Genomic DNA, 24,377 nt, shown 5'->3' with positions numbered 1-24,377 from the left:
TTTGGAATTCTAACGGACTGCATAGCAGTTATCTGCCCTAAAAACTCCCAATATGAACCCTTTTTGAAGGAATAGTGTCACTGGAGTCCGCGAAACTTCTGAAAAAGCTAAGAACCGGCAAATAACGTCATTTAGGTCCTATGTGTTAAAGACTTGGTCATTTACAATTAGAATAAAGTCCAATTCCCTTTTACTCTTGCATGTTGTTCTGCCCTAACCAGAAGATAGCGGGTACAAATGACAAGACAAGAACTACCTACGATTAAAGCGCCGAGAGCCCACCACCAGCTAATCCCGATATTATCGTATAACGCCCCGCGCACGAGAACCAGACTATATGTGAGTGGAAACAGAAGGGATAGGCCCGTTGCCCATGCTGGGAATACCGCTGGTGGAATACGAACCCCACCAAACAGCTCCATTGGTGCTTGAAAGATGTAATAGATTAGCCCTGAATCCCTTGAGAATAGAGATATCGCACACAGCAAAGCTCCCCATATAACCGCTGATATCATGATAAGTACTAATACAGGCAATAAGGCGCCCCAGTTAACAGTCGTTGCATCCGCAAGAAAAATGAAAGTCAGGATGGAGAAACAAGCGAACATCCATATTCCGTGAAATAGTGAATATATGGAACGTCCATACAGGAAGGCCATTTTTGACGCTGGGGTTAGGAACACTACCTCAAGTGTGCCCCCTTTGCGTTCTTGTTCGAATAACCATGCGGCTTGCACAACCGTCCAGTATAACTGAAAGACGAGATATCCGCTCAGCAGAAAAAGGGGAATCCGTCCATCTGGTATTACTTTTGAGAGTGCTGATCCTGCTCCTGTTCTAAAGGGCTGCATAGTAAAGTAGGTGGTTAAAAAGGTGAGCGCCGGCCAGAGTAGAAGTGAAAAAAACACTGCGCGTCCCTTAACTCTATTTCGATGCTGCTTAGTGATCTCCGCGCTAAGGGTAAACCATAAGCTATGTAAGTTCATGATACCCTTCCTTCCGAAAGGAGGATAATCGCATCCTCCAAATTAGGTTTTTCGGATGCGAAGCTTTTAATGCTAAGCCCATGCTCCGTAGTCCATGGCAGCAGCTCTGTAATGATCCTATCAGCCGAAGGTGTCTTTACAGAAATGCGCTGCAGTCCATCATTTCGAAGTTCAAGTTTTTCTGTTGCGCAGACACCCATTAATTCCGCAGGCTGAGTATATGTTCGTAGATGCTCTAGTAGCTTGGGACGAAGTGATTCATGCCAGCCTGTAACCTCTAAATGAGCAGTTTGCGAGCCTGCAACCTGATGGACAATCCGCTCAGGTTTGTCACAGAGCAGAAGCTCGCCTCGATTCAGTACATAAACCCGGTCACAGAGTTCTTCGACCTCCTGCAAATAATGGCTGGTCAGAAGGATACCCTTTCCACTGTCCAGTGCAAGCTTTCTTATCGTACCGCGAAGCTGCCTGGCAATGGGGGCATCAAGGCCAAGTGTGGGCTCATCTAGAAATAAGTATTGTGGATCGTTGATAAGTCCGCGGGCGATTTGCAGCCGTTGCTTCATCCCTTTAGAATATTGCTCAACGGGTTGGTCAGCAGCTTGGGTCAAACCTACTTCCTCCAGAAGACGTTCTGCTTCTCTAGCGATTTGAGGGCTGTTCATTCCATAGAGTTTACCGAAGTATTGAAGATTCTCTCTACCAGTGAGTCGCCAGTACAACATTCGTTCTCCTCCGGCGATCATATTTACTTTTTGCTGAATGGCCTGTCGATTCTTGTGCAGTGACATTCCATCGACTTCAATACTGCCTGAGGTTGGCTCTAGGAGAGTAGAGAGCATACGTATTGTAGTGGTTTTTCCAGCGCCATTTAGACCGAGAAGACCTACGATTTCCCCCGCAGCGATATCTAAAGATAGTGATTTCACTGCAGTCACTGATCTTTTTTCCGAACGGAACCAGCCCAGTCTATGTTTGCTTTCGTAAATTTTAGTAACTTCATGCATGTTTATCAATGGTTTTCACCCTCCAAGGTTTTAGAAACGTTCGAACAACCCGCGCTCTATGCGCCGATTTGTCCATTGACCAACCGTTATGTATACAACACTAAGTAGTATGATAGGCAATGCATCAATTAATCGTGATTCTCCAGTTAGCAGCGTGCCTCGTAGCAGTTGTAGCGCATAGGTCAATGGGAAAATCTCACCTATAGCCTGCAAGTAGTCAGGCAAGTATTGCCTTGGAAACTGAAATCCACATAGTAGAGCAGTTATCGTAAATAGAGTATTTTGAACAATGAAGGTGTCCCTTGTATAAAGCATAATGCTTCCTAGCACCAGCGCCATCGCATAACATGATAGTAAAAACAGCAAAATTCCCACGAGGAGAGATATAAAGTGAACAGAGGGGAGCCGAAGTCCTGCCAAAAGGCCAAAGAAGAGAACCACCAGCAATTCCGCCCCGCTTCGATACAACTGCTGGACTGCGTTTCCTAGAAAATAACCGCTCCGGCTTGAAGGGGAGAGCAACAGTGCCTCAAGTGTACCTTCTCTCCATTCGGTAATAAGTGCCCTGGATACATTCATCATCATACTGACGGAAAATATACTGAGCATACCTCCAATAATTACATAGGTCAGATAGTCATCACTGCCACTATAGATAGCGAATTTTGAATCTATATCCCCATTGATTAGATACACATAAGAAAAATAAGAGATGATGACTAGATAAACTCCATCAATAATGTGCCCGAATGTAAAGGTCCAGGGAAAGGCTCTAAGATTAGATTTTTGGTTTCTTTTTAGAGTTGCGATAGCGATATGCCACAACTGTACTCACACCTTTCATTAACCTTATTGTTCAAGGTACTGCCTTTGCAGAACGAGAAGATTATCAAAGACTTCTTTGTTCACTGAATAAAATAAATAATTCCCTTTTCGCTGTGATTGGGTAAATCCTGCTTCACTTAGTTGTTTTAGCTGTTTAGAGACCGCAGCTTCAGAAATACCCAATATTGGCGCAAGCTGCTTGGTACAATGTGGATTTTTCCACAGTAGTTTCAGAATTCGCATCCGCGTATCATCACTTAAAGCTTTGAGTTGGCGCAACAGGTCACTCGGCGGTCCTTCACTAAAGGCAAGACCGGGAACATCCACCGTGAGTGGTAAAAATAAAGTATCTTCGTACCAGCCAACAAGCAGATGCGGAAATATGAAAGTAGAAGGAAAAACGTACACTTGTCCAAGCTGTTCATAAGAAAAGTAATACGTTACTGCCTTTTGAACTGTTAGAGTCCCGTTCTCTGCGAGGAGGCGTGGGTGGAGCGTATTTAGTGCCTTTTCCGGGGATCGACTGGCTAAGTCTTGAAACTGAGCGGCTGAGATGTTCATAAATGGTTCAATATAGTCCCATTCCTGCCCGAAATAATCATGTTCGTATGTAATTAATGTTGAGATTAACAGCTTGCGAACACTAGCCAGATTGTTTATCAGGTACTTCACGTTTCCACTCAACTTCATCAGCGAACGCTTGCTTTCAGATTCATTCAGCCATTCGACTAGGGTACTTAGTGCAATTTCTTGATTCATAAATAGATACACTAGCTCTGCATCCGGAAGTTTTTTGAGTAGGGTGATTCCTTGATTGCAAGAAATAGGGACACCCATACGGTCCGGTAAATCTAGCAGAGCGATCCAACGGTCTGACAACTGCCCAAGTGTGTGGATGTTCTCCTGTAGAGCAAGAGGCATCCTTTTCTTGAGCTCCAGAGCCCATTGTAATCTTGTTGGATGGTGTTCTGGTTGATGGAAGACATGCAGACTGCATAATAACTCATGAAAAGGACTGACGACCGTTTTGATCTTTCGATTTAAAGTTTGGAGTGAGCTCATCTCTTTCCTTTCCGATTAACTGTTTGGTTAATCAAAAACCACTTTCGCGTAAAGTGTTCAAAATTATAGGGGGAATGGTCAAGTTTGTCAAATCTTTTATACAGAAAAAAGCGAGAGCACATCCCCATGCGATGGACATGGATGTTTCTCTCACTTATAGGATTCTTTTGATAGAGTTATGAAGTAGAGTTATCTTCTGCCTCTAGGCATCATGGAGTTATCGCACATGATATCTTTAACAGAATAGGTGTAGCAATGACGAGGAACTGGGACACAGTGATGGCGTCTAACGATTTCTACCGGGTGAATAACATTCACAACTTGAGGGTGGTAGTAATCTTGATAAACCACCTTAGGTGGGTCAGTGACAGTTTGGGCCGGGCATTTTGGACATCCTTCTGACATTTCCTTCAGCTCCTTTGTGTGTGAACTTACCGTATTATACGCACAGAACAAAGGCGTGCTTGGTTATTTGTCTAGTTTATAAAAAAATGGGTGGGATTATTGTTTGTATATCTCTCGCATTACATGACGAAGCTCCGGGATAATGAGCCGTTCCATAGCCAATTTAACGGCTCCAGTGGAGCCGGGCATAGAAAAAACAGCTGTGTTGCCAATCGTACCTGCAATTGCCCGGCTAAGGATTGCCGCCGAACCAATGTCCTCTGTGTAGCTTAACATTCGAAAAATCTCACCGAAGCCCGGTAGCGTTTTATCAAGCAAGGATGAAACTGCTTCGTAGGTGGTATCACGGGGAGAGATTCCTGTTCCACCTGTCAGCAACACGGCCTCAACTTCAGTGTGATCAGCGTTTTTATAGAGTAGTTCACGAATGTCCTGATAGTTGTCTTTGATAATGGTATGACCAATAACTTCATACCCGGCAGCCTCGAGCATGGATTTGATTAATGCTCCACCGGTATCTGTTTCAGTAGTTCTGGTGTCTGAGACGGTAATGATGTAGCAGGAAACGGATTGTGGTGCTTCCTTCCGATGTTCTTCAACGGATGACAATGAGATCAGCTCCTAAATTAGAGATGTTCTCATGATAGGGTATGGGGAAGGCAAAGACAAGTTTTGTTATCAATCGCTATTCTTTTGAGGTTATAGGTGTGCCGCTTGCGTGCTTTGGCATCATGTAGTAAACTCGCTACCATACCCGTAATTTGCAAGGAGCGATGAATCATGGAACAGGTTGTACCTGTGTATATATTGTCAGGATTTCTGGGAAGCGGCAAAACTACCCTGCTGCAGCGCCTGCTGGAACATTGGAAAGATCAGGGCTTGCGCCCGGCCGTAGTGATGAATGAGCTGGGTGAAGTGAACCTGGATGGGCTGCTGGTTGAGCAAACCGTTCCTATGGCAGAGCTGCTCGGCGGCTGTATCTGTTGTTCTATCCGAGGGGATCTTAGCACAGAGCTAACTACTCTTATCAAGAAGGAATCACCTGATGTGGTTGTTATTGAGGCCACAGGTGCGGCGAACCCGTTGGAAATTGTAGATGGTGTAACCGAAACTTCACTGTATCAAAAAGTCGAGCTAAAAAGCTTGATCACCGTCGTTGACGCCGCGCATCTGCTCGAATTGTACCGTGCGCAGCAGGGGGCAACCTATCGACTGATGCAGGAGCAAATTCGCTGCGCATCTGTTTTGATTCTGAATAAAACTGACCGTGTCTCAGCAGATGAAGCGGAAGAGATCACAACTGTTCTGCGAAAATGGAATTCTTATGCACCGATTATGCCAGCGGAGCGTTGTGAGATCGACACAGAGGAGCTCCTGCGTAGTGCAGGTGGAGTTCTTACGGATACACAGCTTGAAGAGAGCGACAGCGAAAGCCAAGTGCATGAGGAAGCTCAACTACCTTTAGGAGGCACCCATGCTTCTCATGATCACGTGATGGCATACACACATTACTTCAAACGACCTGTCAACAGCGAGACCTTTGAACAGTTCGTCAAGGAGCTTCCGCGGGATGTTTATAGGGCTAAAGGCATTGTGACCTTTAATGACACCTCCAGTCGTTTTCTTTTTCAATATGCTTACCGTGAAGCTGATTTTATGAAAATCACACCTCAAGGCGAAGTCCCAGACGTAGCTGTATTTATCGGGGAACACTTCTCATCCAGTGAGTTACGCACGAAGCTGCTGGAGATGGAAGGACGTATTTTAGTTCGGCCTGGCACGATCAAAAGAAGCCTGTAATCCGTTCTGCTTCAGAAGAAGCTGTGGTTCATTCCTAATCTTGTAGGTTAATAGTAAGGCATACCCATTAAAAATGCAGGAGGTTGAAGGCTATGACCCGAATTCAATATCAGGAGTGCATTGACGCTTGTCTCGAAAGTATGAATGCCTGTAACTACAGCTATGTCTCAAGCCTAAAAGAATATGATCTTGCATCACTTCGTGAGAGCATGCGACTCGATCGTGAATGTGCGGATATTTGTTCTTATGCCATTCAAGCAATGACTCGTCAAAGTCCGTTTGTATCTGGAATTCTAAAACTATGTGCGGAGATTTGTGAAGCATGCGCAGATGAGAGCAGCAAGCATATACATAATCACTGCCAAGAATGTATTAATGCCTGCCGTAAAGCTGCAGAGGCATGCCGTTTGATTAGCGATGCTGTTGAGGTATATGCGTAAGATCGTATAGCTTAACTCTCATATATGAACTAATAGCCAGACTGTTGCTGTAGAAATATAGCAATAGTCTGGTTTTTTATATCCAGGTCTGTTTGATTAATGCTACTGGTAGAAAAAAAGGGGAGGAATACTGGATAGAAAGGAAGTTTTAGAAAGGGCTGCTATGGCAGTTCTTTCATTTTTTTGATTCCTAGAAGAGGAAATTCGTAGGGAACCGGAGAATTAACAGTAGATATGAAGGGAGAATGTTAAGTGGCGAACTTAGTAGATCGTAACTTTGCCAGCGGTAGTATAGATGTTGCTATTCCCCTGATAGAATTAGAACAGATCAGTAAACAGTATGGACGCCGACCCGTATTGGAAGATGTATCGTTTACTATTGAAAAGGGGACTGCAACTGCTCTGATCGGACGGAACGGATCCGGCAAAAGTACGCTGTTGTCAATCTTAGCTGGACTGGTCCATATTTCCTCTGGAAAGCTGAGTTGTAAGGATTCAAATCTGAGAATTGGTTATGCACCTGAGATGTTTCCAGGGTTGAAGCTGACCCCAGAACAGTACTTGCGAAGTATGGGACAGATTAGCGGCCTTGCGCCAGTCCTGATCGAGCAGGAGCTAACAACGTTATTTCAACTTTTTAAGCTGGAGCACTTTCGCAAGCAGTCGATGCTAAATTTCTCCAAAGGAATGCTGCAAAAAATTAATTTGATTCAAAGCTTGCTGGGAAGTCCCTCGTTGCTGCTTCTTGATGAACCTATGTCGGGCCTTGATCTCCCCTCAATGAATAAGTTAGCTGATCTTCTTATTGGTTTGAGAAATAAGGGTACTGCTATAGTCTTCTCTGTACATGAACCCCAATGGATTGAATTGCTTGCGGATCAGGTTCATGTGATACATGAAGGGAAAATTGTAAAGTCAATTCAGGGGTCAGAGAAGCTGAACTTTAAACCCTCTACATACATACTATTGTCTAATCTGTCGATTCAGAAATTGCAGCAATTGAAGGAAATGGCAGGTTTCATTGCAATAAATACGTTTAAGGATAGTTGTAACATAGCACGTACAGCGTTGACAGTAACAAGTTCAGAATCAGATACTTTTTTGCGGGTTATCTTGGAGTCGGGTGGTTCAATACAATCGGTAGAACCTCGCGGAGGATCGCATGACTTAGAAAAATGGATGAATCCTAGGAGTTGAACCAAGGGGGGCTAACGTGTATCCGTTTATCGTTTACATGCTGCGAAGTTATACTCGATCTCAGCGTTATTTCGGCCCGTTAGCGGGGATTGTGATTGCAGTCTTGATATTGTATTCTTATAAGCCCAATCCAGTTATGAATAGCTATGCCGCTACAGCAGTAATGCTCTTTATAAGCTGCGCTTGGATGAGTCTTAGTTTTTTGAATCATGAGCACGCTGTTCATCGGCAGATTGCAGTTGTTCACATGCGAAGTGCGGCAAAACATAGTGCAGGTAGTATCTTAACGCTTTGTTTTCTAACGTTGCTGCTAGATATATTGATTGTCCTTTATCCTTGGGTAACAGGTCATTTCGCAGAATCACCTGGGGCATATCGGTTAATTCTAGCGCTTATAGGACATGGATTGTTGGGTATGCTTGGTGTGGCTATTGCCCTATTCTTTCAATCTTCTTGGATTCAAAAAGGCAGTCACGCAACAGGTATGTTATTAGCTATCGTTGTACTATCACTGGGTGGAGCACAAATCAGCGAAAGTTTGCCTGGTATATTTCATTTTTTGATCTGGTTGTTGCCGCCAGTAACTCCTGTAATGGAGGCCATGATGAAAGCTGATACATTGTCATTAGCGGAGTTGTTAGGTTCATTTGCACAAGCATTAGTATATATAACACTGCTTATCGGTTTTTATTTGTACAGATCAAGACAGAGGGATTACAACAAAACATAACTTGTATAGATAAAAGGAACAAGGATACAGAAGTGGGGGAAAAGATGAAGGATACATATGTACCTGAGAGTGAACAATCGAAAGAGTTATTCGCCTATTTTGGACTGGCAGTTTATTATGGACAGGCCCTCGAGCAGCAGCTTACCAACTTGCTATTGCTTACTAAGCTATCACAAGGAAAAACGCCAACAGAAGCAGATCTGACAGACCTTTATCAGCGAAAACTCAGCAATTCACTCGGCCAACTCATCAAAGAAATCCAACATCATTTTCCTTTCTCGGAGCAAGAAACCGCTCAGTTGGAGGAAGTGTGGAAACAACGTAATTACATCGTTCATGATTACTTTAAAGAGCGTATACAGGAAACCTTTACGCCTGCCGGAAGAGCTAAAATGATTCGGGAGCTGAAACGTTTTAAAAATAAAGCAAGTAGACTTGAAGTTAAACTGCAAGGCTACTGCACAGAAATGTTCACGAAGCTTGGATTAGAGGAGGAAAACTTATTGTAATAATCCTTCTAAGCCGCAAGCTGTTACAACCTCTGGTCTAAAATGAACCGAAGAAGCTCTAACACAGCGAGAGAGTGCAGTTAAAGCTTCGCCTAATGCCGGAATCATCTCCGGTGTTAGGCTTTCTCCAGGTTCCCACCACCAATTGTTAATATTCAATGTTTGGTTCTTCTTATCCATCACCGGTTCAAATCTGCCAACAAAACGATCATTATATAATATTGGCAGTACATAGTAACCATATTCTCGTTCTATTGCCGGCTTATAGACCTCCCAGCGGTAATGAAATCCGAATAATTGCCGAACCAGCTCGCGTTCCCACAACAAATTATCCAGCGGAGCCAAAACAGCCGCAAATGAATCACGTGGTTGAAGCCCAATCTCTTCAGATTCTCGCAGCATCACAGACTCCAAGGTTGGAGCATCTATACTGCGGATATAAAGCGGAACCTTAATCCCCTCGACCCAAACTTCTCTGAGACTATCCTTCTCCAGTAATCTCTGAATCGCCGCCGCACGCTCTTTGCTCTTCAGTCCGGATATGCCCAGCCATCCGTCTCCAGATTTATTCCATAACAAGCCGATACTTCCTATTCTACGTATCACATACCAATCGTGAAATTGTTCTTCCGTGACATTTGGATCGGCTGAACTCAGCAGCTCTGAGGGTAACAAACGTTCAGCGAAATCATAATATCGCCGAGTATGTACACGATGGTGGACAACAATCTCTCCCCAAAAGTACATGCTTTCCATTGCAGCTCGTGATAATCTTGTCGGAGCCCAAGCCCAATCTACTTTCTCCTTTCCGTCTAAATCCAAAGAGGAGAGGGGACCGCGCTTCTGAAGCTCTTCACGAACCTGTGCTACAGCGACCATTACAGGCTCATTAGCCTGATGGTGGGAGGCAGCAGCTGTTCTTCTCCGCTTAAAATAAGGCCAATCCTCTGTACAATAAATAGACATGTTCTTGTCCCAGCCATCAACGAGCAACCTGTCTTTATACAGAAGCTCTTGGACCAGTTCTGGCGTAAATCCCGGAATCCGTGCTTGGAGGACCAGCTCATGATTATGGCCGGCAATATTAAGGGGGTCATATTGGATGCAGCCTACGTGACGAACATAGTCATAAATACTAAGTTTTCCGGAAGGGATAGCTCCGGCAGTTAACTTTTGATGAGATAGCAGAAACAGCCTGGCTTGTTTCTTAGTCAGATTATAAGTAAGCATCGTTTACTCCTCCAAGGATATGTATTAATTCCCATAATACAGAACATCTGTTCTAAGATCAAGCAGGAAAAAACCCTGAATCACAATGAAGTGACTCAGGGTTGTAAATTACATTTTCTCAAGAGAGGGTTGCAAGTTTCCGAGTGCTGGACGGTTGCTTGCGCCAGCGTTATCGTCAGAGCTGTTAGCAGCGGCACCTACTTGCAGCTGGTACATACGGAAGTATCTTCCGCCAAGCGCCATCAGTTCATCGTGGCTACCGCGTTCTACGATCTCTCCGTGATGTAGGACTAGAATCTGATCTGCACTGCGAATCGTGGATAAGCGGTGAGCGATGATGAAAGTGGTGCGTCCTTTTTTGAGAACTTCCAGCGCATCCTGAATGACGCTTTCCGTTTCTGTATCGATGTTGGAGGTAGCTTCATCTAGAATAAGAATAGCTGGGTCAAAGGAGAGAGCTCTCGCAAAAGAAATCAATTGCCGCTGACCCGCAGATAAAGTACTTCCTTTCTCAATTACCGGTTCATCAAATCCTTGTGGAAGATGAGCGAGCAACTTATCCGCACCAACCTCACGCAATGCACGTTCTACACGTTCACGTGAAATTCGTTCATCCCCTAGGCTGACGTTCGAAGCAATGGTGCCCGTGAAGAGGTACGGATCCTGCAGCACGATGCCCATGTGATTCCGCAGCCACTGCTTCGGAATATCCGTAACCTTTTGACCGTCAATCGTAATATCGCCTTTTTGTGGATCATAGAACCGGAACAGCAGATTGATGATTGAGCTTTTGCCGGAACCCGTATGACCTACAAGAGCGACAGTTTCACCCGGGCGTGCTTCAAAGGAGATATCGCGAAGGACGTAGTCTTTTTTATAAGCAAAAGATACATTCTTAAATTCCACTTTTCCTTTGTAGCGTGGCATGGAGCCGTCAGTAACATTCTCTCCAGGTTCATCCATAAGCGTAAACACACGTCCCGCAGATACCATAGAAGTATCCAGGTTCGCCAACTGGTTCACCATACCTGTGATAGGTTGGAACAAACGTCCGAGCACATCGACAAAGGCATACAGAACGCCTAAGGATACAAAGGTTGAACCAGTAATACTGCCATGTCCGAAATACCAAAGCACCATCACAAAAGAGAGACTACGAAGTGAGTTCACCAGATTGTGGGACGTGAAAGCATTCAGATTTAACATTTTATTCTGATATTTCAAGTAATCATCGTTCAGGTTCTCAAATTCTGCACTAAGCTGCTTCTGACGGCGGAATATCCGGACGATTGACATCCCCTGAATCGATTCATTAATAATGGCGTTAATTTCACTTAGACGTGAGCGAATGATCGTATTGTATTTGGTCGCAATTTTGCGATAGAGCACGATCCACAGCACAAGAATAGGTACAATGAACAAGCTGATCAGACCCAGACGGACATCAAGTAAGAACAGAGCGATATATACGCCAGTTATATTGATAATACCGGTGCTGAAATTGGAAAGGACGGCAATGAATAGATCCTTAATCGCCTCGGTATCATTTGTAACCCGCGACACTACCTTACCAGCAGGCAAATTGTCAAAAAAATGAACGGGTAGTCGCTGGATATGTGCGTATACATCTGTCCGCAGCTTCCGGATTACCTGATTCGCCGAAGATTGCAGCCAGTAGGTTTTTCCGAATTCAGCAAAGATGGAGATTACAAGAAAAATAGCATACATTCCGACCAACTGATAGATTCCAGGAAGCTCAGGTTTGTAAAAAGCGAACAGCTCATCGGCCGATAGCTTAACCGCCGGATAGATAACTTCGTTATCACCACGGGTGATATGCATCTCTCCATCGATGAACTTTCGTTCACCGTCAGGCTGTGTTACAGCTTCGTTAATAAAATAAAAACTTCTCCCTGCTTGAAGAACACGAATTTCTTGGCCTTTAGTTTCACCAGGCTCAAAGCGATCGCCGCGTTTGTATAAACTATTGTTATATTCAGCCGCCTTATCGGGAGACGTGGTGCTGAAATAGGGCTTCTCGATGGCCAGCATGTGATTGTCGATCATGCTTTTGGCTATAAATGGACCTGCCAGCTCTGCCGCTACCCCGATTGAAAGCAGCAGAAGGGCTGCGATAAAGGTTTTCTTTGCGGTCAATGCATATTCCAGCAGGCGTTTGCCTGTACTTTGTGTCAACCGTGACACCTCCTAAAATGTTTTGCGTAGTCGTAGCTCGTTTATTTATGGTTGTAGTTTAATCATTCGATAAGTTATTTTCGACTTGCTGCCGATCATATTGTTCACGGTACCAGCCATTCAAATCCAACAGCTCCTGATGTGTACCTCGCTCAACGATTTGTCCGTTATCCAGTACAACAATCATATCGGCATGTTGGACGGCGGAGAGACGGTGAGTAGAGATTAATGTGGTTTTTCCGGCACGTTCATTCCGGATATTGTCGATAATCTGAGCTTCCGTACGAGCGTCAACGGCTGATAAGGCATCGTCCAGAATAAGAATATCAGGATTAGCGATAAAAGCTCTGGACAGAGAGACACGTTGCTTTTGTCCACCGGAGAGGGATACACCACGTTCACCCACCAGAGTATCCAGACCATCGGACAATGTGCCCAGGTCGTTCTGGAAAGCGGCAGCTGTAATGGCTTGCATAATCGTATCGTCACCGGCGTTGTCTAGACCAAACTGAATGTTTTGCCGAACGGATTTGGAGAAAAGGATTTGCTCTTGTGGAACATAACCCATCCAGCTATGCAGCTGATCCAGGGAAATCTGTTGAATAGGCACGCCAGAGATAAGGATCTCTCCATTACCTGTCGGATATTCGCGGAGCAATTGTTTGAGCAGTGTAGATTTCCCGCTTCCTGTACGCCCGACTACACCTAATGTCTGCCCTTGGTTCAGGGTTAAGTTGACATGGCTTAGATTGTCTATCGTCGAAGAAGGATAACGGAAAGTCACATCGTTAAGCTCGATTCGAGTAGGATGGGGAACTTGAACGGGATGGGCAGCATTTTGAACATCGGGTTTGGAGTTTAACGTCTCGTCGATACGTTCGAGGGAAGCTCCGCCACGCTGCATAATGTTGATCAATTCTCCAATAGCGAACATCGGCCATACAATCATACCGAGGTACATATTAAAGGAGACTAGATCACCCAGTGTGATCTGATTGCGGAATACAAGGTAAATCCCATAAGTAAGACCAATAATGTAGCTGAGTCCGACGCAGAAGCGGATAGTTGGTTCGAAGAAAGCATCGACACGAGCTACGGCCATATTTTTGTTGTAAACATCTTCAGTAATATCCGAGAAACGTTTTTCATCAAGACGCTCTTGGACATAAGCACGGATTACGCGTACACCAGAGACAGATTCGAGCACTTGGTCATTCATATCTCCGAATGCATCCTGCGCTAAGCTGTATCGATCATGAATAGCTTTACCATAAAAAATCATAGCTATTGCAATTAGGGGTAATGGTAATACTGCTGCAAGGGTCAATTTCCAACTCACGAGAAAGCCCATCGCAAACAGCACAACCGTGAGGTAGATTGTAGAATCCACCAGTGTAAGCATCCCGAATCCTACGGTAGCTGAGACGGCTCTGATATCATTGGTTGCCCGGGCCATGAGGTCACCAGTTCTATTTTTTTCGAAGAACGAGGGTGTCATAGTCATAAGATGATTCATAAATCGGGAGCGCAGCAGGCGCTCAACAAGGTTGGAACCTCCGAAAAGTTTGTGCATCCATATGTAGGTAATCCAATAAATAACTAGCAGCAAAATAAAGATCATGCCGATATATTTGGCAAGCGAAGCTGTAGTAATCGAACCGCGTACTATGTCGTCAATGGCATTGCCTAGCAGACGTGGAGGGAGTAATTCAAGAACGCCTACACCTATGAGTAATATGAGTCCAATCAGGTAACGCCTTTTTTCTCGGCGAAAAAACCAGCCGAGATCGCGAAGAACAGAGAACAAGTAAATCCCTTCCTTTCAGGTTGTAATGATTGCTTGTGATGCTGATAAAAGCGCAAGTGATTATCTCTTCAGCAAACAAAAAAGGCATATCATCCGAAAACGGACGATATGCCTGTAATTTACAGCTATCATGCGCACGGTGCGTTACAGCACCAAGCATGTGAGAGACCTTCAAGAACTAAAGTTATACGGTCCATAAGACTCGCAAAAACTTCAGGATGGCTTAATCACTTGGGCTGCTTCGGTATTCGGTTGAGTAAAAATTCCAACAATAGTAAAATAATATGGCTGTAACTTCGTAAACACCGCGCTCACCCCTTTCATTAATTTGGTAATAACTAGAAGACGTTTAGTTATGTTCAGAGTTTATCATCCGGTTCGCGAATTTGTCAAACTTAATTTTAAATGGATTGGGAAATCATTAATTGCATAAAGTTGTTTGAATATCGACTTATTTTCGTTATGATTAGAATATACAAAGGAGCTGAGAGAAATGAACATGGAAATTAGTCAAGCAGCGGCAGCTTGGTTTAAGAGAGAATTGGACCTTAAGAATGGAGACTATATTCGTTTATTTCCCCGGTATAGCTCGGGAGGTGGACTTCACCCCGGTTTTTCGCTTGGCATTGCTACAGAAGCGCCTGGGCGTCCAGCTATTCAGGTCAAACAGGATGATATTGTGTTCTACATGGAGGAGCAGGACTTGTGGTATATGGAAGGTTATGACCTATCTATCGTATACTCTGAGTCAGAGGATGACATTGAATATAAGTACGAACCAAAGCCGGTATCCGGCGAAGTGCAGGTATAGTTGTCTTAATGATTGTTTATTTTAATCAGGAAAAGCCCTTGCCAAAAGGCAGGGGCTTTTCAAATGCTGTCTTTAAAAATGAGGGTATTCCAGTTGGAAATACATAGGTGTTATCAGTGCAAATTGCGAGAGGTTTCTTCCTCCAGAGCGAAGTCGAAGTCGTCAATATCGTACACCTGAACTGGAACTCCACCCTCGATGATCCGTTGAATCAATTCAAATTGATCCGTTAGGATAGGTACTTTCTCACGTTGTGAGGACAGCAGAAGCTCTGTTTCGATGGGATCGAACATCTCACCGTAGACAGCGGTATCCATACTGTTAATGATGGTGATTTTGGATTGCCCGCCAAGGAGAATACCTGAGCTTTTCGCCCATGGCACTGCTAAACAGCGGTTGATCTTCTTCGCGTTGAGCGGTTCTTCAAAATAAGCAATGAGCTCACTAATCTTCAACTTAACATGCTTGTCGTCGTCCGGACGGTTCATCAACGGATCATCGCTGTCTCGCAGTTCGTATAGTTCCATCACAGTAGTATAAGGCACTATATATTCTACAGGGCTGCTCGATACGAGAAGCTGGCCGTAAATCGCCATCATGACGGCTTCCGTCACAAATTGTCTAGACATCGTTATCCTCCTGAAGTTCGGTACTGCAATTGTACTTATGATCTAAAATTATAAAAACACTGTAGAGAGCAAAAGTCAACTGTACTTAGCAACTCACTAAAGAGAAGGGAAAGAATATTCCTGTGAAGCAATGGAAATCATATTTTACTTTTGTACGACCTTATATGAAATTGATTGTGTTTACGCTGTTTATCGGCATGATCAAATTCAGTATTCCGCTAACACTGCCAATGATTCTGAAATACGTGGTTGATGACCTCCTAATGAACCCGAGCATGGGGATTGAGGAACGGGTATCGCATTTGATGCTTATTCTGGGTGGTGCCTTAATTTTATTTGTTATCGTAAGAGGACCCGTGGAGTATTATCGCCAATACTTTGCTCAGCTTATCACAAGTAAAGTGTTGTTCGATATGCGAAATAAGCTTTACAGTCATTTACAGCGGCTGTCACTGCGGTATTATCAGAATACCAAGGTGGGAGAAGCCATCTCCAGATTTATTAACGATGTTGAGCAGACCAAAAATTTGGTCGAAGTCGGCATGATGAATGTATGGCTCGACACGTTTACGCTAGTTTTTGCTTTGGGATTTATGTTTTATTTAAATCCGGTGCTGGCGCTCGTGTCTATCTCGGTATTGCCTTTTTACGCAATTGCTGTTAACAAATTGTATAAGCGGCTTAAGCTTTTAACGAAAGATCGTTCCCAAGCTCTGGCTGGCATTCAAGGTTATCTCCATGAACGGATTCAAGGGATATCAATTATCCGCAGCTTTACGATGGAAAAAGTGGATCAGAAGCAGTTTGAAGACATCAACGGTAACTTTCTTAAAAAAGCGATGGCGCAAACCCGCTGGAACGCTATGACCTTCGCAATTATTAATACATTAACGGATATAGCACCTCTTTTGGTCATCGGATATGGTGGTTATCAGGTCATTCATGGCAATTTGACAGTAGGTACCTTTGTAGCTTTCTTTGGCTATCTGGACCGGATGTATTCTCCGCTGCGAAGATTGATTAATTCCTCGACGGTGCTTACACAAGCCTCTGCTTCTCTTGAACGGGTGCTTGAGCTGCTGAATGAGCCTTACGATATTGTAGACAAGCCGGGAGCAAAAGTGCTAAAGGATGCACGTGGTGAGATTGCTTTTCAGAATGTATGGTTTAAATATAACGAAGAGAATGATTGGGTCTTAAAAGATATTAATCTGAGTATTCAGCCCGGACAGACCATTGCGTTCGTCGGAATGAGCGGTGGAGGAAAGTCCTCCCTTATAAGCTTGATCCCGAGATTCTATGACATCAGTAAAGGCAGCCTCCAAATGGATGGTTATGATATACAGGAATTAACACAGGAAAGCTTGCGCAGGTCTGTCGGTATGGTCTTACAAGATAATTTCTTATTCAGCGGATCTGTGCGTGAGAATATTTTATTCGGTAATCCTAACGCCACGGAAGAAGAGGTCATTTCAGCAGCGAAAGCTGCCAATGCGCATGATTTTATTGAGCAGCTGCCACTGGGTTATGAGACAGAAGTGGGAGAACGTGGTGTTAAGCTATCCGGAGGACAGAAGCAGCGGGTTGCTATCGCAAGGGTATTTCTCAAGGATCCGAAGGTTCTTATATTAGACGAGGCTACTTCGGCGCTGGATCTGGAATCGGAGCATTTAATTCAACAAGCGCTGCAGTCCCTTTCTTCGCAACGTACTACACTAATTGTAGCGCATAGACTGTCAACGATTACTCATGCAGATCAGATTGTCGTACTTGAGAATGGTGAAATTACTGAACGGGGTACGCATGAACAGCTGATGTCGATAGAGGGTAGTTATGCGCGATTATTTAACGTACAGCATTTAGACGCTTAATATGTTTTGAATAATTAAACACTTTAGTGGTCCTCTCGAAAGAGAAGGCCACTTTTTTTGAATTCCAATCAGGCTTGTGGCACACAGTAACTTATACTATGGCAAAAATTCTACAGGGGACTTGAGTCTTTTCGGTGATCATGTGCGTCTAAAGCTTATAAACATCATGAAAGGAAGTGAGGAACGTGAATAAAACCACGCTTGAGGAAAAGGCGATAGCTGGTGATGAAGACAGCTTTACTGTTCTTATTGACGGCATGCAGGAGCGTTTATACCGAATGGCCTACTCCTATGTGCGGAATCAAGAGGATGCGCTGGAGATTGTGCAGGAGACCGTCTTCAAAGCCTATATCTCCATTCATAAATTGAAGCAACCGCAATATTTTAAAACTTGGCTCACCAAGATCGCTGTCAACTGTGCGCTGGACTTTATCCGTAAATCTAAAAAAATCGTGTATATAGATCAAGAGCTAGGAGGCAGCTATGCTCCGAAATCTAGGGAAGAAGTTATGGACTTGCATGAAGCGCTCAGCGGCCTTGATGAAAAATCAAGAATGGTGATTGTGATGAGATATTTGGAGGACTTGCCCATAAAGGAAATTGCAGAGGTTCTTGATATGCCCCTGAGCAGCGTCAAAACCGTTATTTATAGAGGTTTGGAAAAATTAAAAATAAGTATGGAGGAGAGTGAGAACTTTGGATAAGCAACTAGAACGTCTACAACAAGCCTATAATGAGATTGAAATTCCTAAAGAACTATCATTCGCTTCTCGTAAAGGAATTGAAAGAGGGAAAATCTATAAACAGAAAAACAGTTCTTCAAAACGTGCCTTGAAATGGACAGGATCAGTAGCTGCTGCTGTATTGATTTCTTTTACGGTGGGTGTAAATACGGTTCCTGCTTTTGCGAGTAGTATGGATCAAATACCGGTTCTAGGTAAGCTGGTCAGTGTTCTGCAATTTACGGAGGGAAGCGCAGGAGGGGGAACCATTCAGGATGGAGTAGATGTGAATTTTATTTCGGTCAAACAACTGAAGAATAGTGATCAATTGATTTTGAATTTTGCAAATCCGGATGAAACTCAACAGATGGCAAGCTCATATAACGTAAAGTTTACGGAAAATCCGGCAACAATGACGATTACAGTAAGTGGGGCCAGAAAATTCTCAGCAGTCAAAGATCTGGAGACATTAAAACAAAGCCGATATGTTCAGGATGCTTATCCACTAATTACACTAGATGATTCGGCCATTCGGTTCAATGTCACACTTACGGACTCGGTTGCTTATGAGGTGAAAGAATATAAAGAGCCAGCACAGGTAGTGATTACGTTAAAAGAGAAAGGAGACGAAGCAAAAGGGGGCTCTGTATATTCCTTAAGAACGGTCTCACAGCCTTCTGGTGAGGCGCTGGGTATGGCTGAAGAAATGTTATATGGGTTAGAGGATGTGCGGATGTTAAAGGATCAGAAAGGCTTATATCTCGTGGAAGCAGGATATTTTAATTCAGAAGAAGAGGCTTTGAAGCAGTTGCAGAAAATTAAGACAGAGTATGGCGTTGAAGATTTATTAGTCGTTGAAAAAAGAGCGGCGCAGCAAATTCCGCAGTCCATTTCTCAGGTGGAGGAATAGTGAAGAAGATGGTTGTATAAAAGGCACAATAAAAAAGACCGCCAAAAGCGGTCTTTTTTGTGCTGTTCTATTACATTTTGCCGATCATAAGTGATAAAATGCCGGCTGCGATCAGCGGTCCGACCGGAACGCCTTTAAATAACGCAACCCCGATCACCGTGCCAATCAGCAGACCTGCAACAACTGTGGGTTGGTTGGTCATGAGCGTAGCACCGCGGCCTCCAAGAAAAGCGACGAGAATGCCAATAGCGATAGCAAGCAAGGACTTCCAGTGCAAGAAGGATTGACCGACTGTCTGCAGCGATATTTTGCCGCTGGCTAATGGGGTCATGACCCCGATGGTCAGGATGATAATCCCGATGGTTAAACCGTATTTTTCTAGCCAAGGAAAGGTTTGCTGCAGGCCAAGTACTCTTAGCAGTAATAGGACGACCATTGCTATTGTTACAGGGGAATTGCTGCTGATAATTCCCAGCGCTGCAAGTCCAAGCAAAAGCAAAGAGGTCATGTCCATCTTAATGTTTCAACTCCTTAGGATTAGAACTTTCTTTTGACACAATGTGATCTGCGATAAGCTTACCATGCCCTCTTCCGGTCTCAATAAACACTTCGTTAGCATTGCGGCCGGAGGCGATTACTCCAGCAACATACAACCCTGGAACATTACTTTCCATGGTAGAGGTGTTAAAAGCAGGCTTATCCATGTCGTCATCCATGATCACACCCGCTGAAGTGAGGAGGGTACGGCTAGGACGGAAGCCAGTCAAGGCAAGAACGAAATCATTATCCAATGCTTTCTTGTCCCCCTTATGATCCGTAACAATTACTGAGCTTGCAGTAATTTCAGTGACACGCGAGCCTAAGTGCAGAGTGATTTTCCCTTTTTGCACCATGCCTTCAAAGATTGGCCGAACCCAAGGTTTAATATTCTCTGAGATGCTTTCACCACGATATACCATATCTACCGTAGCTCCTACACGCATAAGCTCCAGCGCTGCATCTACTGCGGAATTACTGCCGCCAATTACAGTTACCTTCATTCCCGTGTAAGGATGAGCTTCACCGAAATAATGAGTAACTTTAGGTAGTTCTTCACCTGGAATGCCAATCATATTCGGCTGATCAAAATAACCTGTTGCTATAACTACATTAGCAGTGATACGTTTCTGATGCTCACCACGCATATTTGACGTATGTACGGCAAAGGTTCCATCTTCAAGCGGCTCAATGGATAAAGCTTCTTCATAAGCGGCGATCTCTAGACCATATTGCTCAGCGGCTCGGCGATAATAGACAAGCGCTTCGTGACGGTAAGGTTTGTCGTTGGTCGAAGTGAACGGAACATCCCCGATTTCTAATAACTGAGCCGTACTGAAAAATTGCATATTTGTTGGATACAAATAAATGGAGTGTACAATAAAGCTTTTTTCAATGATAAGGCTGGACAGGCCTTGGCGTTGGCATTCGATAGCTGCCGAGAGGCCGCAAGGACCTGCACCGATAATAATGACATCTTTCATAAAGCGGGTTACCTCCTGATTGTTACTATCTTTTCTTTAAATCCTACCCTAAATTCATGAATTTTTCCATAAGAGCAGATTGAGTATAATAACCATTGCAAGAATAACGTTGATTATTATATAATTAGATATATATCTAATGTTTCAATTTATTGTGAAATTCTAGGAGCGTGAACCCAGTGCAGTTGGAGAAAATCGTGAGTTATCATAAAGCTTTAGCTGATCCAACGCGTCTTCGCTTATTGTTGCTTCTGTCCCAAGGAGAAATGCACGGGCAAGCGCTGGCTGAGAAGTTGAATTTATCGCAGCCTACAGTCACTCATCATGCGGCTAAATTACGTGAAGCGGCTCTAATAAAAGAAAGACGCGACAAAAATACAGTTTATTTTAAGTTGAATCCGGAGTTTATCAATAATGGTGCTGAGGCTTCACTGCAGTTTATTTTTTCGAAAGGAGCTGAGAATATGGAAGAGCAATTACCTGAGAATAGTCTTCAGGATACTGTAATTCGTAATTTTTTCTCTAAAGATGGCCGGCTGCGGCAAATTCCAGCACAATACAAGAAGAAATTGATAGCGCTTCAATACATGGTTGAGAAGCTGGAGCCAGGAGTTGTTTATACGGAAAAGGAAATCAATGAGTTTATTAAGCAGTTTCATGAAGATTTCGCCACTATTCGTCGTGAATTCATCATGCATCAGTTTATGTATCGTGAGAAGGACAAGTATGAACTAAATCCTCGAGAAGTATGGACTCGGTGGGAATATGTCAAATAATGATCTTTTAAATATTAACATTCTGTGTCGATTTGAAATGTACTGATTAATTATTCGAATTTCGAATAAAATGGAATTGTAAGCGTTATCTGAGACATATTTAGAAAGGAGACTTTCGTTATGTTATTTAAACGCACAAAAAAGCAACCCAAATCAGATCATGTAACCGTCACATTACCCCAAGTGAAACAGGCGATTCGAAAGTTCGAAGAAGATATGCCTGGACCTATTAATAGAACAGCATTAATCTTAGAGGACAAAAGAATCGATATGAGTCGCCTGAAACGTTATTTGGGTGGAATACCCGAACGGAATTTCTATATGTCACGAGAGACCTATGAAATTTTCGAGGAAGAAGACAAGTTAGTGCCGTATTATCTGGATTTAGTTCAGGCTGCTGTAGACAGTTATATTAGTGATACAGGCAAGCTACCGTTGCTTGAAGACACCTGGTTGCCAGAGGTTCATTATCGATTGTTATCTACAGAAAGTTATCTAAAAGAAACACCTCCTTTTCCGCTGTATATTACGGATGAAGAAATGATGCTGACCCATCGGGCAGAGCATTTCGAGTAAAGGAATGACGCAGATACGAATCTTCATAAAGACTGTTCAGTAAAAGGGAAGCCATAAATCCTTTTTGTTGAATAGTCTTTTCTTTGTCTCTTAAGGCATAGTACAATTACATTCTGTAGGTTAGGTTTGAAAATTAACAGCATGTAAGGGGAATCGCTTGATGAAGGAAGTACAAGCTATTTTATTTGATCTGGACAATACTTTAATGGATCGCGACTATACATTTCGCAGCTTTAGCACTCAGTTCGTGCAGGATTTTCTTGGGCATCTGAAACCTGCGGAAGCGCAGGCCGTGATTGAGGATATGATCCACAGAGACGCTGATGGCTATCGTGATAAAGACGGATTTTTCTTAGAACTTAGTGAGATCCTGCCTTGGGAAAAGCCTGTGACGGCTGAACATATCCGGGCGTATTATGATGCGAGCTACATCAATCATGGCGCAGTCATGGAGCATGCTTTGGAGGTTCTGGAGTATTGCGTGGAGCGTGGATATACTTTGGGGCTGGTCACCAACGGTAAAAAAGAAATCCAGAACACCAAAATCGATATTCTCGGCCTGCGAGAGTACTTCAAGGCTATAGTTATATCTGGAGAAGTTGGCATTGCGAAGCCTGATCCTGCGATTTATCAATTGGCACTAGACAAGCTGGGTGCCTCTGCGGATCAAACCTTGTTTATAGGGGATCATCCGGTAAATGATATCTGGGGTGCAGGTAAGGCTGGCCTTGAAGGAATTTGGCTGCAAAGGAAACATCCTTGGGACGATCAGCTGGACATCCAACCTTGGAAAATGATCCGTGAGCTGAAAGAATTAAAGGCTATTTTGTAATCTGGAAAATTTGGGGTTGACATTTTACTGCTGCACCAATTATGATAACAGCATCTTAAATTTCGGAAGGAGACGATGTTTTATGACAGTTTTAAATGTAATGAACTCAACTGTTGTGGATACGTGTCTTCCGGGAACAGCTGCTGCTGAATAATTGATTCGTGCAGTTTAGCAGGTAAGCTCAATTACGCTTATTAGAGCCGCCGGGAACCGTATAGGGTCCGGTGGCTTTTTTGCGTGTGTAGAAAGATTGGATTTGGTGTAATAAATCCACATGTCTATATACCGCCGCCGGAGTCTTTATTTCCGGCGGCTTTTTGTGTTCTCGGAAAACGCCAAGGGGCAAGAAAAAACATAAACATATCTTTTAGGAGGAAATGAATGAATAGCATAAAGCAATATGGTTGGAATGAAAACTGGAGTACAAAATGGAATGAAAAGTGGAGTCATGCAGAGGATAAACAATTTATACCCGGGAGAATCGTTGGTGATTTCGGCAGTAAGTACAAAGTGTTAACTGATGTAGGAGAGACGTGGGGAGAGCTTGCCGGGAAGCTGAGACACACATTTGTAGCCTCGGGTGATTTTCCTGCCATTGGAGACTGGGTAGCATTAGCAATGCAAGATGGCGGCGAGCATGGAATTATACATGGCGTATTGCCCCGGCAGAGTGTGATCTCACGCAAGGTCGCAGGAAATACACAAGATGAGCAAATTGTTGCCTCCAATGTAGACACGTTATTTCTGGTCAGCGCGTTGAATGATGACTTTAATGTTCGCCGGATGGAGAGATATCTGATCATGGCTTGGAATAGTGGGGCAAATCCAGTTATTCTACTCACTAAAGCGGATCTTTGTCCGGATGCAGACAGTAAAATCGCTGAAATGGAGAGCGCGGCTCCCGGAGTATCAGTACATGCTGTTAGTGCAATACAAGATGAAGGGCGCGAGAAGCTGCTGCCTTACATTGGTGAGGGTCAAACAGTAGCTCTAACGGGCTCCTCCGGTTGTGGGAAGTCGACAATGGTCAACTGGCTATGCGGGAAGAACCTTCAGATTACTCAGGATGTTAGAGAAGGGGATAGCCGCGGACGTCATACTACTACCCACCGTGAACTGTTTGTTTTGCCGGATGGGGGGATTATCGTAGATACACCGGGGATGCGGGAGCTGCAGCTCTGGGAAGATGAAGGTGGTCTTGATCTAGCCTTTAGTGATATCAGCGGCCTAGCTACTAAGTGCCGCTTTAGTAACTGTAGTCATGAACGCGAAGAGGGCTGTGCTGTACTTGAAGCAGTCCAAACAGGTGAACTGGAAGAGAAGAGACTAATCAACTACCGAAAAACACAACGAGAAGTATTGTACCAAAATAATAAAGAAGCCAAGCTTAAGAGAAAAAGCGCAGCTTCCACTAAAGTGAGTTCATCCAGAACCAGAGGATACGGATGGCGTAAAGAGCTGGATGAATATTAAAAAGAATTGATATAACGGCATAGACATTGGAAAAGGGCGCCCCTTAGCTTTTGACAGCTAAGG

General features: G+C 43.8%; 24 protein-coding genes. 13 read left to right on the top strand and 11 right to left on the bottom strand.

The window, feature by feature from the left end; translation table 11 throughout:
- Positions 1-167: 167 nt before the first annotated feature.
- From PODO_RS16810 to PODO_RS16790, 5 genes are all read right to left on the bottom strand, one after another.
- Complete coding sequence (locus tag PODO_RS16810) at positions 168-986, bottom strand: ABC transporter permease (RefSeq protein WP_038571637.1); 819 nt, start codon at positions 984-986, stop codon at positions 168-170.
- Positions 983-2,002, bottom strand: a complete 1,020-nt coding sequence (locus PODO_RS16805) for an ABC transporter ATP-binding protein (RefSeq protein ID WP_212592223.1) — start codon at positions 2,000-2,002, stop codon at positions 983-985. Before PODO_RS16805 ends, PODO_RS16810 begins: the two co-directional genes overlap by 4 nt.
- 21 nt (positions 2,003-2,023) lie before the next feature.
- On the bottom strand, positions 2,024-2,689 hold the full coding sequence (locus PODO_RS16800) for an ABC transporter permease (RefSeq protein ID WP_169744778.1): 666 nt from the start codon (positions 2,687-2,689) through the stop codon (positions 2,024-2,026).
- A gap of 153 nt (positions 2,690-2,842) precedes the next feature.
- Positions 2,843-3,880: an ArsR/SmtB family transcription factor gene (locus PODO_RS16795; protein ID WP_080742514.1), complete on the bottom strand. Its 1,038-nt coding sequence runs from the start codon at positions 3,878-3,880 to the stop codon at positions 2,843-2,845.
- A 501-nt stretch (positions 3,881-4,381) separates the two neighbouring features.
- Positions 4,382-4,900 carry a MogA/MoaB family molybdenum cofactor biosynthesis protein gene (locus PODO_RS16790; RefSeq protein WP_036688034.1) on the bottom strand — a complete coding sequence of 173 codons (519 nt, stop codon included), beginning with the start codon at positions 4,898-4,900 and terminating at the stop codon, positions 4,382-4,384.
- A 165-nt stretch (positions 4,901-5,065) separates the two neighbouring features.
- Here PODO_RS16790 and PODO_RS16785 point away from each other — a divergent pair, with 165 nt between their 5' ends.
- The 5 genes from PODO_RS16785 (at position 5,066) to PODO_RS16765 (ending at position 8,961) form a co-directional block, all read left to right on the top strand.
- Positions 5,066-6,085, top strand: coding sequence for a CobW family GTP-binding protein (locus PODO_RS16785; RefSeq protein ID WP_038571630.1), 1,020 nt, complete (start codon positions 5,066-5,068; stop codon positions 6,083-6,085).
- Positions 6,086-6,177: 92 nt separating this feature from the next.
- Positions 6,178-6,525 (top strand): four-helix bundle copper-binding protein, encoded by a 348-nt coding sequence (locus PODO_RS16780; protein WP_036688030.1) that lies wholly within the window; start codon positions 6,178-6,180, stop codon positions 6,523-6,525.
- 252 nt (positions 6,526-6,777) lie between these two features.
- Positions 6,778-7,722 carry an ATP-binding cassette domain-containing protein gene (locus PODO_RS16775; RefSeq protein WP_038571628.1) on the top strand — a complete coding sequence of 315 codons (945 nt, stop codon included), beginning with the start codon at positions 6,778-6,780 and terminating at the stop codon, positions 7,720-7,722.
- A gap of 16 nt (positions 7,723-7,738) precedes the next feature.
- Positions 7,739-8,452: a hypothetical protein gene (locus tag PODO_RS16770; RefSeq protein WP_036688027.1), complete on the top strand. Its 714-nt coding sequence runs from the start codon at positions 7,739-7,741 to the stop codon at positions 8,450-8,452.
- A gap of 44 nt (positions 8,453-8,496) precedes the next feature.
- Positions 8,497-8,961, top strand: coding sequence for a hypothetical protein (locus PODO_RS16765; protein ID WP_038571625.1), 465 nt, complete (start codon positions 8,497-8,499; stop codon positions 8,959-8,961).
- On the opposite strand, the gene PODO_RS16760 is transcribed toward PODO_RS16765, so the two are convergent.
- The 3 genes from PODO_RS16760 to PODO_RS16750 all read right to left on the bottom strand — a co-directional run bounded on the left by PODO_RS16760 (position 8,953) and on the right by PODO_RS16750 (position 14,194).
- Positions 8,953-10,191: a winged helix-turn-helix domain-containing protein gene (locus PODO_RS16760; protein WP_038571622.1), complete on the bottom strand. Its 1,239-nt coding sequence runs from the start codon at positions 10,189-10,191 to the stop codon at positions 8,953-8,955. The genes PODO_RS16765 and PODO_RS16760 overlap by 9 nt on opposite strands.
- Before the next feature lie 108 nt (positions 10,192-10,299).
- On the bottom strand, positions 10,300-12,387 hold the full coding sequence (locus tag PODO_RS16755) for an ABC transporter ATP-binding protein (protein WP_036688022.1): 2,088 nt from the start codon (positions 12,385-12,387) through the stop codon (positions 10,300-10,302).
- Positions 12,388-12,445: 58 nt separating this feature from the next.
- Positions 12,446-14,194, bottom strand: a complete 1,749-nt coding sequence (locus PODO_RS16750) for an ABC transporter ATP-binding protein (protein WP_038571619.1) — start codon at positions 14,192-14,194, stop codon at positions 12,446-12,448.
- A gap of 493 nt (positions 14,195-14,687) precedes the next feature.
- Here PODO_RS16750 and PODO_RS16745 point away from each other — a divergent pair, with 493 nt between their 5' ends.
- Positions 14,688-15,005: a HesB/YadR/YfhF family protein gene (locus PODO_RS16745; protein WP_036688019.1), complete on the top strand. Its 318-nt coding sequence runs from the start codon at positions 14,688-14,690 to the stop codon at positions 15,003-15,005.
- Between the two features lie 113 nt (positions 15,006-15,118).
- Here PODO_RS16745 and PODO_RS16740 read toward each other — a convergent pair whose 3' ends face one another.
- A complete protein-coding gene (locus PODO_RS16740) occupies positions 15,119-15,634 on the bottom strand; it encodes a hypothetical protein (RefSeq protein WP_038571616.1) in 516 nt (171 codons plus the stop codon).
- Positions 15,635-15,756: 122 nt separating this feature from the next.
- Here PODO_RS16740 and PODO_RS16735 point away from each other — a divergent pair, with 122 nt between their 5' ends.
- The 3 genes from PODO_RS16735 to PODO_RS16725 all read left to right on the top strand — a co-directional run bounded on the left by PODO_RS16735 (position 15,757) and on the right by PODO_RS16725 (position 19,137).
- Positions 15,757-17,505, top strand: a complete 1,749-nt coding sequence (locus tag PODO_RS16735) for an ABC transporter ATP-binding protein (RefSeq protein WP_036688015.1) — start codon at positions 15,757-15,759, stop codon at positions 17,503-17,505.
- A 185-nt stretch (positions 17,506-17,690) separates the two neighbouring features.
- Positions 17,691-18,209 carry a sigma-70 family RNA polymerase sigma factor gene (locus tag PODO_RS16730; protein ID WP_036688013.1) on the top strand — a complete coding sequence of 173 codons (519 nt, stop codon included), beginning with the start codon at positions 17,691-17,693 and terminating at the stop codon, positions 18,207-18,209.
- A complete protein-coding gene (locus PODO_RS16725) occupies positions 18,202-19,137 on the top strand; it encodes a DUF4179 domain-containing protein (protein ID WP_036688011.1) in 936 nt (311 codons plus the stop codon). The genes PODO_RS16730 and PODO_RS16725 overlap by 8 nt, the downstream gene beginning before the upstream one ends.
- 70 nt (positions 19,138-19,207) lie before the next feature.
- Here the strand turns inward: PODO_RS16725 and PODO_RS16720 are convergent, their stop codons facing one another.
- Together PODO_RS16720 and PODO_RS16715 are read right to left on the bottom strand one after the other, a co-directional pair.
- Positions 19,208-19,651, bottom strand: coding sequence for a DUF441 domain-containing protein (locus PODO_RS16720; RefSeq protein WP_036688009.1), 444 nt, complete (start codon positions 19,649-19,651; stop codon positions 19,208-19,210).
- A 1-nt stretch (position 19,652) separates the two neighbouring features.
- A complete protein-coding gene (locus PODO_RS16715; protein WP_036688007.1) occupies positions 19,653-20,657 on the bottom strand; it encodes a YpdA family putative bacillithiol disulfide reductase in 1,005 nt (334 codons plus the stop codon).
- Positions 20,658-20,836: 179 nt separating this feature from the next.
- Here PODO_RS16715 and PODO_RS16710 point away from each other — a divergent pair, with 179 nt between their 5' ends.
- From PODO_RS16710 to rsgA, 4 genes are all read left to right on the top strand, one after another.
- Positions 20,837-21,433: a DUF2087 domain-containing protein gene (locus PODO_RS16710; RefSeq protein WP_036688006.1), complete on the top strand. Its 597-nt coding sequence runs from the start codon at positions 20,837-20,839 to the stop codon at positions 21,431-21,433.
- A 120-nt stretch (positions 21,434-21,553) separates the two neighbouring features.
- Positions 21,554-22,009, top strand: coding sequence for a DUF3939 domain-containing protein (locus PODO_RS16705; protein WP_036688004.1), 456 nt, complete (start codon positions 21,554-21,556; stop codon positions 22,007-22,009).
- Between the two features lie 160 nt (positions 22,010-22,169).
- Positions 22,170-22,841 (top strand): HAD family hydrolase, encoded by a 672-nt coding sequence (locus tag PODO_RS16700; protein ID WP_038571611.1) that lies wholly within the window; start codon positions 22,170-22,172, stop codon positions 22,839-22,841.
- 381 nt (positions 22,842-23,222) lie between these two features.
- On the top strand, positions 23,223-24,314 hold the full coding sequence (rsgA, locus tag PODO_RS16695; RefSeq protein ID WP_038571608.1) for a ribosome small subunit-dependent GTPase A: 1,092 nt from the start codon (positions 23,223-23,225) through the stop codon (positions 24,312-24,314).
- Positions 24,315-24,377: the final 63 nt, after the last annotated feature.

Origin of the sequence: Paenibacillus odorifer (genome assembly GCF_000758725.1) — a bacterium.
GTDB classification, from domain to species: domain Bacteria; phylum Bacillota; class Bacilli; order Paenibacillales; family Paenibacillaceae; genus Paenibacillus_AQ; species Paenibacillus_AQ odorifer.
The sequence above is the reverse complement of the archived record's forward strand: the minus strand, read 5'-3'. Positions and strand labels throughout refer to the sequence as shown.